This window comes from Klebsiella sp. C239 (assembly GCF_048822715.1).
GTDB classification, from domain to species: Bacteria; Pseudomonadota; Gammaproteobacteria; order Enterobacterales; family Enterobacteriaceae; genus Klebsiella; species Klebsiella quasipneumoniae.
The window spans coordinates 13,057-26,035 of record NZ_JBMEZK010000022.1; the positions used below are offsets into that span (position 1 = coordinate 13,057).

The following is a 12,979-nucleotide window of genomic DNA, read 5'->3' on the forward strand; positions in this document are numbered from 1 at the left end:
CCGATTATTTCTTGATCGGTTTACGCGGACCCTTACGGGTACGTGCGTTGGTCTTGGTACGCTGACCGCGAACCGGGAGACCACGACGATGACGCAAACCACGGTAGCAACCAAGGTCCATCAGACGCTTGATGCTCAGGGTGATTTCACGGCGCAGATCACCTTCAACGACAAATTTACCTACTGCTTCACGCAGAATATCAATTTGTTCTTCAGACAGCTCACTGATCTTAACATTTTCAGCGATGCCCGTTTCAGCGCAGATGGCTTTAGAACGGGTTTTGCCGATACCGAAAATAGCGGTTAAAGCGATTACGGTATGTTTGTGATCAGGAATGTTAATGCCTGCTATACGGGCCACTATGCACTCCTACTATTTAATATGTACGCACCATGCTGAAAAGCCCGTTTTCAGGATACTCAAATGGAAACGTACAGACATACAAAAGATTGGCTGGCTAATCTAGCCAGCTCAATCCAACTTTGCAAGAAAAATATGCGAAAAAATCAGCCTTGGCGCTGTTTATGCTTCGGCTCGGCACTGCAAATCACACGGATGACGCCATCACGCTTAACGATTTTGCAGTTACGGCATAATTTCTTGACGGAAGCACGAACTTTCATTTTTACTCTCCGTAACTTCTCGGGCGACCAGTTTTAGCGGCCGTAGCCTTTCAGGTTCGCCTTCTTCAATGCAGACTCATACTGACTGGACATCATCAGAGTTTGCACTTGAGCCATAAAGTCCATAATCACGACAACAACGATAAGCAGCGAGGTCCCACCGAAGTAGAACGGCACTTTCATCGCGTCACGCATGAACTCCGGGATCAGGCAGATAAAAGTAATGTACAACGCACCAACCAGAGTCAGGCGAGTCATCACTTTATCGATATACTTCGCCGTTTGCTCTCCCGGACGAATTCCTGGTACAAATGCACCGGACTTCTTCAGGTTATCTGCTGTTTCACGCGGGTTGAAAACCAACGCCGTGTAGAAGAAACAGAAGAAGATGATTGCAGACGCATAGAGTAACACATAAAGCGGTTGCCCAGGCTGCAAATACAGCGAAATTGTTGTCAGCCAGTTCCAACCAGTACCACCCCCGAACCATGACGTGATGGTTGCCGGGAACAGTATAATACTGGAAGCGAAGATTGCCGGGATTACCCCCGCCATATTCACTTTCAGCGGTAAATGTGTGCTCTGTGCAGCATAGACACGACGACCCTGTTGACGTTTCGCGTAGTTTACCACAATGCGGCGTTGTCCACGTTCAACGAATACAACAAAGAAGGTCACTGCAAATACTAATACTGCAACCAACAGCAACAGGAGGAAGTGCAGGTCGCCTTGACGCGCTTGCTCGATAGTATGGGCGATGGCCGGCGGGAGTCCCGCAACGATACCGGCGAAGATAATGATCGAGATACCGTTACCGATACCGCGTTCAGTGATCTGTTCGCCGAGCCACATCAGGAACATAGTCCCTGTGACCAGACTAACAACAGCGGTGAAATAGAATGCAAAGCCTGGATTAATCACCAGGCCCTGCATACCAGGCATATTCGGCAGACCGGTAGCAATACCGATCGACTGGAATATCGCCAGCACCAGAGTACCGTAGCGGGTGTACTGGCTGATCTTACGACGACCAGACTCCCCTTCTTTCTTCAGTTCCGCCAGCGGTTGATAAACCACCGTCAGCAGCTGCACGATGATTGATGCCGAGATATACGGCATAATCCCCAATGCAAAGATAGAAGCACGGCTGAGAGCACCACCAGAGAACATGTTGAACATTTCAATGATGGTGCCTCGCTGTTGCTCAAGCAGTTTGGCAAGTACAGCGGCATCAATACCAGGGATCGGAATAAAAGAGCCAATACGGAACACTATCAGCGCACCGACCACAAACAGAAGTCTGCGTTTCAGTTCGCCAAGGCCACCTTTGGCACTTTGAAAATCTAATCCCGGTTGTTTAGCCATCTGCTACTTATTCCTCAATTTTACCGCCAGCAGCTTCGATAGCAGCACGAGCACCTTTAGTCACACGCAGGCCACGAACAGTTACCGGACGAGTTACCTCACCAGACAGGATCACTTTCGCGAACTCGATCTGGACACCGATAATGTTAGCCGCTTTCAGCGCGTTCAGGTCTACTACATCGCCTTCTACGTGAGCCAGATCGGAGAGACGGATCTCTGCGGTGATCATCGCTTTACGAGAAGTGAAGCCGAATTTCGGCAGACGACGGTACAGAGGCATCTGACCACCCTCGAAACCGCGACGTACGCCACCGCCAGAACGAGATTTCTGACCTTTGTGACCACGACCACCGGTTTTACCGAGGCCAGAACCGATACCACGACCCAGGCGTTTACCCGCCTTTTTGGAGCCTTCGGCCGGAGACAGAGTATTTAAACGCATCTCTTACTCCTCAACTTTAACCATGAAGGAAACCGCGTTGACCATACCACGAACAGCAGGAGTATCCTCGCGCTCTACGGTGTGACCAATACGACGCAGACCCAGGCCAAGCAGCGTTGCCTTGTGTTTCGGCAGACGACCGATTGCACTGCGGGTTTGAGTAATTTTAATAGTCTTTGCCATGGTTTATTTCCCCAGAATTTCTTCAACGGATTTACCACGCTTGGCAGCGACCATATCCGGGGACTTCATGTTTTCCAGACCGTCGATAGTTGCACGAACCACGTTAATCGGGTTAGTGGAACCATACGCTTTAGCCAGAACGTTACGAACCCCAGCGACTTCCAGAACGGCGCGCATTGCACCACCGGCGATGATACCGGTACCTTCGGAAGCCGGCTGCATGAATACACGAGAACCCGTGTGAGTACCCTTAACCGGGTGCTGCAGGGTGCCGTGGTTCAGCGCGACGTTAATCATATTGCGACGGGCTTTTTCCATCGCTTTCTGGATCGCTGCTGGAACTTCACGCGCTTTACCGTAACCAAAACCAACGCGACCGTTACCATCGCCAACTACAGTCAGAGCTGTGAAGGAGAAAATACGACCACCTTTAACGGTTTTAGATACGCGGTTTACCGCGATCAGCTTTTCCTGCAGTTCGCCAGCTTGTTTTTCGATGTGAGCCATCTTACACCTCTACCTTAGAACTGAAGGCCAGCTTCACGGGCAGCATCTGCCAGTGCCTGGACACGACCATGATATTGGAACCCGGAACGGTCAAAGGAAACATCTTTGATGCCTTTTTCCAGAGCGCGTTCAGCGACAGCTTTACCCACAGCTGCAGCAGCGTCTTTGTTACCGGTGTACTTCAGTTGTTCAGCGATAGCTTTTTCTACAGTAGAAGCAGCTACCAGAACTTCAGAACCATTCGGTGCAATTACCTGTGCGTAAATGTGACGCGGGGTACGATGTACCACCAGGCGAGTTGCGCCCAGCTCCTGGAGCTTGCGGCGTGCGCGGGTCGCACGACGGATACGAGCAGATTTCTTATCCATAGTGTTACCTTACTTCTTCTTAGCCTCTTTGGTACGCACGACTTCGTCGGCGTAACGAACACCCTTGCCTTTGTAAGGCTCAGGACGACGGTAGGCGCGCAGATCTGCTGCAACCTGGCCGATCACCTGCTTATCAGCGCCTTTCAGCACGATTTCAGTCTGAGTCGGACATTCTGCAGTGATACCCGCAGGCAGCTGATGATCAACCGGGTGAGAGAAACCTAAAGCCAGGTTTACTACATTCCCTTTGACCGCTGCACGATAACCTACACCAACCAGCTGCAGCTTCTTAGTGAAGCCTTCGGTAACACCGATAACCATTGAGTTCAGCAGGGCACGCGCGGTACCAGCCTGAGCCCAACCGTCTGCGTAACCATCACGCGGACCGAAGGTCAGTGCATTATCTGCATGTTTAACTTCAACAGCATCGTTGAGAGTACGAGTCAGCTCGCCGTTTTTACCTTTGATCGTAATAACCTGACCGTTGATTTTTACATCAACGCCGGCAGGAACAACGACCGGTGCTTTAGCAACACGAGACATTTTTTCCTCCGATTAGGCTACGTAGCAGATAATTTCGCCACCAAGACCAGCCTGGCGCGCTGCACGATCAGTCATAACACCTTTAGAGGTAGAAACAACTGCGATACCCAGACCGGCCATAACTTTCGGCAGCTCATCTTTTTTCTTATAGATGCGCAGACCTGGGCGGCTGACACGCTGAATGCTTTCTACAACAGCTTTACCCTGGAAATACTTAAGAGTCAGTTCCAGTTCCGGCTTGGTGTCGCCTTCAACTTTAAAATCTTCGATAAAACCTTCTTCCTTCAGCACGTTGGCGATTGCCACTTTCAGCTTGGAGGAAGGCATGGTGACCGCAGCTTTGTTCGCGGCCTGACCGTTACGGATACGGGTCAGCATATCCGCGATCGGATCTTGCATGCTCATCTGTCTTTACTCCCGTGATTCAATTGGTGACAATTACCAGCTAGCCTTTTTCAGACCCGGGATTTCACCGCGCATAGCGGCTTCACGGACCTTAATACGGCTCAACCCGAACTTCCGCAGGAAACCATGCGGACGACCTGTTTGACGGCAGCGGTTACGCTGACGAGACGGGCTGGAATCACGCGGCAGAGTCTGCAGCTTGAGAACGGCATTCCAACGATCTTCGTCGGTTGCGTTCACATCAGAGATGATAGCTTTCAGTTCAGCGCGTTTAGCGAAGAATTTATCAGCTAAAGCCACGCGCTTTACTTCGCGTGCTTTCATTGATTGCTTAGCCATTAAGTAACCCTACCTTACTTGCGGAACGGGAAGTCAAAGGCAGCCAGCAGAGCACGGCCTTCTTCGTCAGATTTCGCAGTAGTGGTAATGGTAATATCCAAACCACGAACGCGGTCGACTTTATCGTAGTCGATTTCTGGGAAGATGATCTGCTCACGGACACCCATGCTGTAGTTGCCACGACCGTCGAAAGACTTAGCGGACAGGCCGCGGAAGTCACGAATACGCGGTACAGCAATAGTGATCAGGCGCTCAAAGAACTCCCACATGCGTTCGCCACGCAGAGTTACTTTACAGCCGATCGGATAGCCCTGACGGATTTTGAAGCCTGCAACTGATTTGCGTGCTTTGGTGATCAGCGGTTTTTGACCGGAGATTGCTGCCAGGTCAGCTGCTGCGTTATCCAGCAGTTTCTTGTCAGCGATCGCTTCACCAACACCCATGTTCAGGGTGATCTTCTCGACCCGAGGGACTTGCATGACAGAATTGTAGTTAAACTCAGTCATGAGTTTCTTAACTACTTCGTCTTTGTAGTAATCATGCAGTTTCGCCATCGTACTACTCCAAATTACTTGATAGTTTCGCTGTTAGACTTGAAGAAACGGACTTTTTTGCCGTCTTCGAATCTAAAGCCTACACGGTCAGCCTTGCCGGTTGCCGCATTGAAGATTGCAACGTTAGAAACCTGAATTGCAGCTTCTTTTTCAACGATGCCGCCTGGTTGGTTCAGAGCCGGAACCGGCTTCTGGTGTTTCTTAACCAGGTTGATACCTTCAACAATGACCTTGCCGGAAGACAGGACATTCTTAACTTTACCGCGCTTACCTTTATCTTTACCGGTTAACACGATAACTTCGTCATCACGACGGATTTTCGCTGCCATGATTCGCTCCTTAGAGTACTTCTGGTGCCAGAGAGATAATTTTCATGAACTTCTCGGTACGAAGTTCACGAGTTACCGGCCCAAAAATACGCGTACCGATAGGCTGCTCGCTGTTATTGTTCAGAATAACGCATGCATTACCATCGAAGCGAATGACAGAACCGTCCGGGCGACGAACACCCTTCTTGGTGCGCACCACTACCGCCTTCAGCACATCACCTTTTTTGACCTTACCACGCGGAATTGCTTCTTTGATGGTGATCTTGATGATGTCGCCTACGCCTGCGTAGCGACGGTGCGAGCCACCCAGAACCTTGATACACATTACGCGACGTGCACCGGAGTTGTCGGCGACGTTCAGCATAGTCTGTTCTTGGATCATTTTAGTGCTCCGCTAATGTCAACTACTACTGAGACCCGAAAATTAGGGTCGTTAAAAAGCCCCATATCGAGGGCGCGGCATTATAACACCACAAACCAGATATGGGTAGAAAAAATAAACGGCTCATCGCTGAGCCGTTTATCCGTATCGAGAATGCGTACTCTATTACAGAACCGCTTTCTCTACAACGCGAACCAGCGTCCAGGACTTAGTCTTGGACAGCGGACGGCATTCGCGGATTTCAACCTTGTCGCCGATACCGCATTCGTTGTTCTCGTCATGTACGTGCAGTTTGGTCGTACGTTTGATGAATTTGCCGTAAACCGGGTGTTTCACCATACGTTCGATAGCAACAACAATGGATTTCTCCATTTTGTCGCTAACTACGCGACCTTGCAGAGTACGGATTTTATCGGTCATTACGCACCCGCCTTCTGAGTCAGTAAAGTCTTAACGCGTGCAACATCACGACGCACTTGCTTCAGCAGATGAGTCTGTTGCAGCTGGCCACTTGCAGCCTGCATGCGCAGATTGAACTGCTCACGCAGCAGGTTCAGCAGCTCAGCGTTCAGCTCTTCAACGCTTTTTTCACGCAGCTCTTTTGCTTTCATTACATCACCGTCTTAGTTACAAAGGTGGTTTTGATCGGCAGTTTCGCTGCTGCCAGGCCGAATGCTTCACGGGCCAGCTCTTCCGGTACACCGTCCATTTCATACAGGACTTTACCCGGCTGAATCAAGGCAACCCAGTACTCCACGTTACCTTTACCTTTACCCATACGAACTTCCAGCGGCTTCTCGGTGATCGGTTTGTCCGGGAATACACGGATCCAGATCTTACCTTGACGCTTAACTGCACGGGTCATAGCACGACGTGCTGCTTCGATCTGACGTGCAGTCAGACGACCACGGCCAACAGCTTTCAGACCGAAAGTGCCGAAGCTAACATCCGTACCCTGCGCCAGACCACGGTTGCGGCCTTTGTGCACTTTACGGAATTTTGTACGCTTTGGTTGTAACATCAGCGACGCTCCTTATTTACGGCCTTTACGCTGCTGCTTTTTAGGTTGAGCAGCCGGTTCCGGTTGTTCAACAGCAGCCATACCACCCAGGATCTCACCTTTGAAGATCCATACCTTAACGCCGATTACACCGTAAGTGGTGTGCGCTTCAGAGGTGTTGTAGTCGATGTCAGCACGCAGAGTGTGCAGCGGTACGCGACCTTCACGGTACCATTCGGTACGTGCGATTTCCGCGCCGCCCAGACGGCCGCTAACTTCAACTTTGATACCTTTAGCGCCCAGACGCATTGCGTTCTGTACAGCACGCTTCATCGCACGACGGAACATAACGCGACGTTCCAGCTGAGAAGTGATGCTGTCAGCAACCAGTTTTGCGTCCAGTTCAGGTTTACGAACTTCGGCGATATTGATCTGTGCAGGTACGCCAGCGATATCCGCTACGACCTTGCGCAGTTTTTCTACGTCTTCGCCTTTCTTACCGATAACGATACCCGGGCGAGCGGTGTGAATGGTCACACGGATGCTCTTAGCCGGACGCTCGATAACGATGCGAGATACAGACGCTTTAGCCAGTTCTTTAGTCAGGAACTGACGTACTTTAAAATCGCTGTCCAGGTTGTCAGCGAATTCTTTGGTGTTCGCGAACCAGGTAGAGTTCCATGGTTTGACAATACCCAGGCGAATACCATTAGGATGTACTTTCTGACCCATTGCTAGTCTCCAGAGTCTCAGCGATCGGACACAACCACAGTGATGTGGCTGGTGCGCTTCAGGATGCGATCTGCACGACCTTTAGCACGCGGCATAATGCGCTTCATGCTCGGGCCTTCGTCTACGAAAATTTTCGCAACTTTCAGATCATCAATGTCAGCGCCATCGTTGTGTTCAGCGTTAGCAATGGCAGATTCCAGTACCTTCTTGACCAGTACAGCAGCTTTTTTGTTGGTGTAGGTCAGAATATCCAGGGCCTGCGACACTTTCTTACCGCGAATCAGGTCAGCTACAAGGCGAACCTTCTGAGCAGAAGAACGAGCATGGCGATGTTGAGCTAAAGTTTCCATCTCTTCCTCCTACCTTATTTCTTCTTCGCTTTTTTATCAGCAGCGTGGCCGCGATAAGTACGAGTCGGTGCGAATTCACCCAGTTTGTGACCGACCATTTCGTCGGAAACAAATACTGGAACGTGCTGACGACCATTATGGACAGCGATGGTCAAACCGATCATGTTAGGAAAGATCGTTGAACGACGGGACCAAGTGCGCAGGGGCTTCTTGTCTCCGCTTTCCACCGCTTTCTCTACCTTCTTCAGCAAGTGCAGGTCAATAAAAGGACCTTTCTTGAGAGAACGTGGCATGGCTTATCCTCTAAAATTATTTGCTACGGCGACGTACGATGAATTTATCAGTACGCTTGTTGCTGCGGGTCTTCTTACCTTTGGTCTGCAGGCCCCACGGGGATACCGGGTGCTTACCAAAGTTACGACCTTCACCACCACCATGTGGGTGGTCTACTGGGTTCATCGCAGTACCGCGAACGGTAGGACGAACACCACGCCAGCGTGCAGCACCTGCTTTACCCAGAACGCGCAGCATATGCTCAGCATTGCCAACTTCGCCCAGAGTAGCGCGGCAGTCTGCTTCGACTTTACGCATTTCACCAGAACGCAGACGCAGAGTGACATAAGCACCGTCGCGAGCAACGATCTGAACGTAAGTACCAGCGGAACGAGCCAGCTGACCGCCTTTACCTGGTTTCATTTCTACGTTATGAACGGTAGAACCAACCGGGATATTGCGCATCGGCAGGGTGTTGCCTGCTTTGATTGCAGCATCAACGCCAGACTGAATCTGGTCGCCAGCTTTCAGGCCTTTCGGGGCCAGGATGTAACGGCGCTCGCCGTCTTTGTACAGAACCAGCGCGATGTTCGCGGAGCGGTTCGGATCGTACTCAAGACGTTCAACAACTGCCGGGATACCATCTTTGTTGCGTTTGAAGTCAACAATACGGTAAGCCTGCTTGTGGCCACCACCGATATGACGGGTGGTGATACGGCCATTGTTGTTACGACCACCGGATTTGCTGTTTTTTTCCAGCAACGGAGCAAAAGGTTTGCCCTTGTGCAGCTCTGGGTTAACCACTTTAACGACGTGGCGACGACCCGGAGATGTCGGTTTACATTTAACAACTGCCATTGTATTACTCCTCCGACTTACTCAGCGCCGCCAACGAAGTCCAGATTCTGGCCTTCTTTCAGGGTGACGTAAGCTTTTTTCCAGTCGCTACGACGACCGATACGCTGTCCGTGACGTTTAACTTTCCCTTTAACAACCAGGGTGTTAACGACTTCGACTTCGACTTCAAACAGTTTCTGCACAGCAGCTTTGATTTCTGCTTTGGTCGCGTCTTTAGCAACTTTGAGAACGATGGTGTTTGTTTTTTCCATCGCAGTAGACGCTTTTTCAGAAACGTGCGGTGCGCGCAGCACCTTCAGCAGACGTTCTTCACGAATCATGCCAGCATCTCCTCAACTTGCTTAACAGCATCAGCAGTCATTACGACTTTGTCGAAGGCGATCAGGCTAACCGGGTCGATACCGTTCGCATCACGTACGTCAACCTTGTGCAGGTTACGTGCGGCCAGGAACAGGTTCTCGTCCAGCTCACCGGTGATGATCAGCACATCTTCCAGAGCCATGTCTTTCAGTTTCTGTGCCAGCAGCTTAGTTTTCGGCGCTTCAACAGAGAACTTCTCGACAACGATCAGACGATCCTGACGTACCAGTTCGGACAGGATGCTTTTCAGCGCGCCGCGGTACATCTTCTTGTTAACTTTTTGACTGTGGTCCTGCGGACGAGCAGCAAAGGTCACGCCACCGGAACGCCAGATCGGGCTCTTGATAGAACCAGAACGCGCACGGCCGGTACCTTTCTGGCGCCACGGTTTTTTACCGGAGCCAGTGATTTCAGCACGAGTCTTCTGAGCACGAGTGCCCTGACGCGCACCAGCTGCATAAGCAACAACAACCTGGTGAACCAGCGCTTCGTTGAAATCACGACCGAAGGTAGTTTCGGAAACAGTCAGCGCGCTCTGCGCGTCTTTCAATACTAATTCCATTGCTATCTCCTCACGCCTTCACAGCTGGTTTAACGATCAGGTCGCTACCGGTCGCACCCGGGACAGCACCTTTAACCAGCAGCAGGTTGCGCTCAGCGTCAACACGTACTACGTCCAGGCTCTGAACGGTTACACGCTCATTACCCAGCTGACCTGCCATTTTCTTGCCTTTGAACACTTTGCCCGGAGTCTGGTTCTGACCGATAGAACCCGGAACGCGGTGGGACAAGGAGTTACCGTGAGTAGCGTCCTGGGTACGGAAGTTCCAGCGCTTAACGGTACCAGCAAAACCTTTACCTTTAGAGGTACCGGTTACGTCAACTTTTTTAACGTCAGCAAACAGTTCAACGCTAATGTTCTGACCTACGGTGAATTCTTCGCCGTCAGCCAGACGGAATTCCCACAGACCACGGCCAGCTTCAACGCCAGCTTTAGCGAAGTGACCCGCTTCCGGCTTGGTTACACGGTTAGCTTTTTTAGCACCGGTGGTAACCTGGATTGCGCGGTAGCCATCGTTAGCCAGGTCTTTAACCTGAGTAACACGGTTTGCTTCAACTTCGATTACGGTTACTGGGATAGAAACGCCATCTTCAGTGAAGATGCGGGTCATGCCCACTTTTTTACCGACTAAACCAATCATTGTTTCAACCTCTCAATCGCTCGATGACCTGATTAACCCAGGCTGATCTGCACGTCTACACCGGCAGCCAGATCCAGACGCATCAGAGCATCAACGGTTTTTTCAGTTGGCTCAACGATGTCAACCAGACGCTTGTGAGTGCGAATTTCGTACTGGTCACGCGCGTCTTTGTTGACGTGCGGGGAGATCAGAACGGTAAAGCGCTCTTTGCGGGTCGGCAGCGGGATCGGACCACGGACTTGCGCACCAGTGCGCTTAGCAGTCTCGACGATTTCCGCGGTTGATTGATCGATCAGACGATGATCAAACGCTTTCAGGCGGATACGGATTCTTTGGTTCTGCATGAGACCAGAGCTCCAATTATTTTATAGACGAAATGATTACTCCTCATACCCATTACGATTGATGGGAGAGTGTAACCGTTCTTACATAGCCCCCCGATTGGGGACATTGTTTGATAACCCAAATGCGATTACCAGGGTTCATATTGAACCGGCCGTCAACTTTGACAGGCCCGCGCATTATACGCAAATTCTGGCGCTACGCAAGTGCTGTTTAGAAAATCATCACCAGGATTTGCGCACCTTCGCGCTAGCGAACGGTACGGGGTGACAACGCGGCAAATTAACGCGGATGGCGCCATCCATTCCAGGGAAGTCCCTTTTGCACTGTACGGGGACAATAAGCATAGTGAGACGATGTTCTTTGACGATTGCGGGGTTAACCATGCTCGCCGCCCTCCCCTTCTTGCTGTGCTATAGCGGATTGACCTTAGCCTTATGCCACCAGGACCTGCGTCACGGCCTGCTGCCCGACCGTTACACCTGTCCCCTGCTGTGGAGTGGTTTGCTTTTTTATCTCTGTCTGGCGCCGTACCAGCTTCATGATGCCGTCTGGGGGGCGATAGCCGGCTATCTCAGTTTGGCTGCGCTTTACTGGCTATATCGCGGGATCCGCGGCTATGAGGGGTTGGGGTATGGGGATATCAAATATCTCGCCGCCCTCGGCGCCTGGCATGGCTGGCGATTGCTGCCGCAGCTGCTACTGGTGGCATCGCTGCTCGCCTGCGCGGTGTGGGCAGTATCAGGTTTGTACGCCAGGTACGGCGGGAGCAGTAAATGGAGGGGGAACAACCCGCTGCCGTTTGGGCCATTTCTGGCGGCCGCGGGTTTCTGGTGCGGGTGTCAGACGCTGGCTAGTCTGACACTTTGATCTGCGACTGCAGGTAATTTTGCAGACCGATTTTGCCGATCAGATCGAGTTCGGTTTCCAGCCAGTCGATATGGCCTTCTTCATCCGCCAGGATCTCAATCATCATATCGCGGCTGACGTAGTCATGGACGCTGTCGGCATAGGCGATCGCCTCGCGCAGGTTTTGCGCCCCCTCAAGCTCCAGTCTTAAATCGGACTGCAGCATCTCTTCCACATCTTCACCGATGCCAAGTTTGCCGAGATCCTGCAGATTCGGGATACCTTCGAGAAAAAGAATACGCTCGATGTATTTATCGGCGTGCTTCATTTCGTCGATGGATTCGTGGTACTCAATATCGTTGAGGCGCATCAGGCCCCAGTTTTTGAACATTCTCGCATGGAGAAAGTACTGATTAATTGCGACCAGCTCATTTCCCAATAATTTATTGAGATAACTTATGATTTTGACATCACCTTTCATTATATAGTCCCTCCGCTTCCACTCATTGAAGCGTAGTCCGGCCTATAGGGATGTCAAAAGAGAAGCGTGGACTTCAGGCGATTTCTTTGAATTCCGGCATGGTGGTTAATTCATCTTCCATAACTTCCCGCGCCGCGCGAACACACTTACCGCATTGATTTCCAACGGGAACAAACTTACGTAATTGCTGAAAAGATTGCGGTTGAAACTGGCGAACAACCTGGCGAATTTTTTTATCGCTGACGCCATTGCACAAACAAACGTACATATAAACTCCCGTTCAATTTATGCACAAATATTAAATGAGAATAGTTATGATTACAATAGACCATTTACTCATTATCCGCCGCAGCGCACGTTATGAATCGCCAGTAGCACCGCCCTTTTCGCTGAACGACGGACAGCAAAAAGGGCGCCGAAGCGCCCTTTTTTATTCAAAGCTAACGAATTAGCCCAGAACTTTAGCTACAACGCCCGCGCCAACGGTACGG

General features: G+C 51.0%; 27 protein-coding genes. 1 reads left to right on the forward strand and 26 read right to left on the reverse strand.

Annotation, left to right across the window (positions count from 1 at the left end; all coding sequences use genetic code 11):
- Positions 1-4: 4 nt before the first annotated feature.
- From rpsM to rpsJ, 24 genes are all read right to left on the reverse strand, one after another.
- A complete protein-coding gene (gene rpsM / locus ACOI6Z_RS26635) occupies positions 5-361 on the reverse strand; it encodes a 30S ribosomal protein S13 (protein ID WP_002919259.1) in 357 nt (118 codons plus the stop codon).
- A gap of 146 nt (positions 362-507) precedes the next feature.
- Positions 508-624 (reverse strand): 50S ribosomal protein L36, encoded by a 117-nt coding sequence (rpmJ, locus tag ACOI6Z_RS26640; protein WP_000868187.1) that lies wholly within the window; start codon positions 622-624, stop codon positions 508-510.
- A 33-nt stretch (positions 625-657) separates the two neighbouring features.
- Entirely contained in the window at positions 658-1,989 is a 1,332-nt protein-coding gene (secY, locus tag ACOI6Z_RS26645) for a preprotein translocase subunit SecY (protein WP_002919515.1), read from the reverse strand.
- Between the two features lie 7 nt (positions 1,990-1,996).
- Positions 1,997-2,431: a 50S ribosomal protein L15 gene (gene rplO / locus ACOI6Z_RS26650; protein WP_002919516.1), complete on the reverse strand. Its 435-nt coding sequence runs from the start codon at positions 2,429-2,431 to the stop codon at positions 1,997-1,999.
- Positions 2,432-2,434: 3 nt separating this feature from the next.
- The gene (gene rpmD, locus ACOI6Z_RS26655; RefSeq protein ID WP_001140434.1) at positions 2,435-2,614 is read right to left on the reverse strand and encodes a 50S ribosomal protein L30; all 180 of its coding nucleotides are present in this window, start codon (positions 2,612-2,614) and stop codon (positions 2,435-2,437) included.
- Between the two features lie 3 nt (positions 2,615-2,617).
- Positions 2,618-3,121, reverse strand: coding sequence for a 30S ribosomal protein S5 (rpsE, locus tag ACOI6Z_RS26660; RefSeq protein WP_002919545.1), 504 nt, complete (start codon positions 3,119-3,121; stop codon positions 2,618-2,620).
- A gap of 14 nt (positions 3,122-3,135) precedes the next feature.
- Positions 3,136-3,489: a 50S ribosomal protein L18 gene (gene rplR / locus ACOI6Z_RS26665; RefSeq protein ID WP_000358960.1), complete on the reverse strand. Its 354-nt coding sequence runs from the start codon at positions 3,487-3,489 to the stop codon at positions 3,136-3,138.
- 9 nt (positions 3,490-3,498) lie between these two features.
- Complete coding sequence (gene rplF, locus ACOI6Z_RS26670; protein WP_002919662.1) at positions 3,499-4,032, reverse strand: 50S ribosomal protein L6; 534 nt, start codon at positions 4,030-4,032, stop codon at positions 3,499-3,501.
- A gap of 12 nt (positions 4,033-4,044) precedes the next feature.
- Positions 4,045-4,437, reverse strand: a complete 393-nt coding sequence (gene rpsH, locus ACOI6Z_RS26675) for a 30S ribosomal protein S8 (protein WP_002919665.1) — start codon at positions 4,435-4,437, stop codon at positions 4,045-4,047.
- Between the two features lie 33 nt (positions 4,438-4,470).
- A complete protein-coding gene (gene rpsN, locus ACOI6Z_RS26680; RefSeq protein WP_002919667.1) occupies positions 4,471-4,776 on the reverse strand; it encodes a 30S ribosomal protein S14 in 306 nt (101 codons plus the stop codon).
- 14 nt (positions 4,777-4,790) lie between these two features.
- Positions 4,791-5,330, reverse strand: a complete 540-nt coding sequence (gene rplE, locus ACOI6Z_RS26685; RefSeq protein WP_001096200.1) for a 50S ribosomal protein L5 — start codon at positions 5,328-5,330, stop codon at positions 4,791-4,793.
- Positions 5,331-5,344: 14 nt separating this feature from the next.
- Positions 5,345-5,659, reverse strand: coding sequence for a 50S ribosomal protein L24 (rplX, locus tag ACOI6Z_RS26690; protein WP_000729185.1), 315 nt, complete (start codon positions 5,657-5,659; stop codon positions 5,345-5,347).
- Positions 5,660-5,669: 10 nt separating this feature from the next.
- Positions 5,670-6,041, reverse strand: a complete 372-nt coding sequence (gene rplN, locus ACOI6Z_RS26695; RefSeq protein ID WP_002919748.1) for a 50S ribosomal protein L14 — start codon at positions 6,039-6,041, stop codon at positions 5,670-5,672.
- 165 nt (positions 6,042-6,206) lie between these two features.
- Positions 6,207-6,461: a 30S ribosomal protein S17 gene (gene rpsQ, locus ACOI6Z_RS26700; protein ID WP_002919751.1), complete on the reverse strand. Its 255-nt coding sequence runs from the start codon at positions 6,459-6,461 to the stop codon at positions 6,207-6,209.
- A complete protein-coding gene (rpmC, locus tag ACOI6Z_RS26705; protein ID WP_002919754.1) occupies positions 6,461-6,652 on the reverse strand; it encodes a 50S ribosomal protein L29 in 192 nt (63 codons plus the stop codon). The genes rpsQ and rpmC overlap by 1 nt, the downstream gene beginning before the upstream one ends.
- A complete protein-coding gene (rplP, locus tag ACOI6Z_RS26710; protein WP_002919759.1) occupies positions 6,652-7,062 on the reverse strand; it encodes a 50S ribosomal protein L16 in 411 nt (136 codons plus the stop codon). The genes rpmC and rplP overlap by 1 nt, the downstream gene beginning before the upstream one ends.
- 12 nt (positions 7,063-7,074) lie before the next feature.
- A complete protein-coding gene (gene rpsC, locus ACOI6Z_RS26715) occupies positions 7,075-7,773 on the reverse strand; it encodes a 30S ribosomal protein S3 (RefSeq protein ID WP_002919766.1) in 699 nt (232 codons plus the stop codon).
- Between the two features lie 17 nt (positions 7,774-7,790).
- The gene (gene rplV, locus ACOI6Z_RS26720) at positions 7,791-8,123 is read right to left on the reverse strand and encodes a 50S ribosomal protein L22 (RefSeq protein ID WP_002919773.1); all 333 of its coding nucleotides are present in this window, start codon (positions 8,121-8,123) and stop codon (positions 7,791-7,793) included.
- A 14-nt stretch (positions 8,124-8,137) separates the two neighbouring features.
- On the reverse strand, positions 8,138-8,416 hold the full coding sequence (gene rpsS / locus ACOI6Z_RS26725) for a 30S ribosomal protein S19 (protein ID WP_001138115.1): 279 nt from the start codon (positions 8,414-8,416) through the stop codon (positions 8,138-8,140).
- Positions 8,417-8,432: 16 nt separating this feature from the next.
- Complete coding sequence (gene rplB / locus ACOI6Z_RS26730) at positions 8,433-9,254, reverse strand: 50S ribosomal protein L2 (protein ID WP_002919786.1); 822 nt, start codon at positions 9,252-9,254, stop codon at positions 8,433-8,435.
- Between the two features lie 17 nt (positions 9,255-9,271).
- Positions 9,272-9,574: a 50S ribosomal protein L23 gene (rplW, locus tag ACOI6Z_RS26735; RefSeq protein ID WP_000617546.1), complete on the reverse strand. Its 303-nt coding sequence runs from the start codon at positions 9,572-9,574 to the stop codon at positions 9,272-9,274.
- Positions 9,571-10,176, reverse strand: a complete 606-nt coding sequence (rplD, locus tag ACOI6Z_RS26740) for a 50S ribosomal protein L4 (RefSeq protein ID WP_002919794.1) — start codon at positions 10,174-10,176, stop codon at positions 9,571-9,573. Before rplD ends, rplW begins: the two co-directional genes overlap by 4 nt.
- A gap of 10 nt (positions 10,177-10,186) precedes the next feature.
- Positions 10,187-10,816, reverse strand: a complete 630-nt coding sequence (gene rplC / locus ACOI6Z_RS26745) for a 50S ribosomal protein L3 (protein WP_002919796.1) — start codon at positions 10,814-10,816, stop codon at positions 10,187-10,189.
- A 32-nt stretch (positions 10,817-10,848) separates the two neighbouring features.
- Positions 10,849-11,160, reverse strand: a complete 312-nt coding sequence (gene rpsJ / locus ACOI6Z_RS26750) for a 30S ribosomal protein S10 (RefSeq protein ID WP_001181005.1) — start codon at positions 11,158-11,160, stop codon at positions 10,849-10,851.
- A gap of 382 nt (positions 11,161-11,542) precedes the next feature.
- Here rpsJ and ACOI6Z_RS26755 point away from each other — a divergent pair, with 382 nt between their 5' ends.
- Complete coding sequence (locus tag ACOI6Z_RS26755; protein WP_064155798.1) at positions 11,543-12,028, forward strand: prepilin peptidase; 486 nt, start codon at positions 11,543-11,545, stop codon at positions 12,026-12,028.
- On the opposite strand, the gene bfr is transcribed toward ACOI6Z_RS26755, so the two are convergent.
- Positions 12,012-12,488 carry a bacterioferritin gene (gene bfr, locus ACOI6Z_RS26760; RefSeq protein WP_004206792.1) on the reverse strand — a complete coding sequence of 159 codons (477 nt, stop codon included), beginning with the start codon at positions 12,486-12,488 and terminating at the stop codon, positions 12,012-12,014. The two genes, ACOI6Z_RS26755 and bfr, sit on opposite strands and share 17 nt — an antisense overlap.
- Before the next feature lie 73 nt (positions 12,489-12,561).
- Positions 12,562-12,756 carry a bacterioferritin-associated ferredoxin gene (bfd, locus tag ACOI6Z_RS26765; protein ID WP_004152415.1) on the reverse strand — a complete coding sequence of 65 codons (195 nt, stop codon included), beginning with the start codon at positions 12,754-12,756 and terminating at the stop codon, positions 12,562-12,564.
- Positions 12,757-12,979 lie beyond the last annotated feature (223 nt).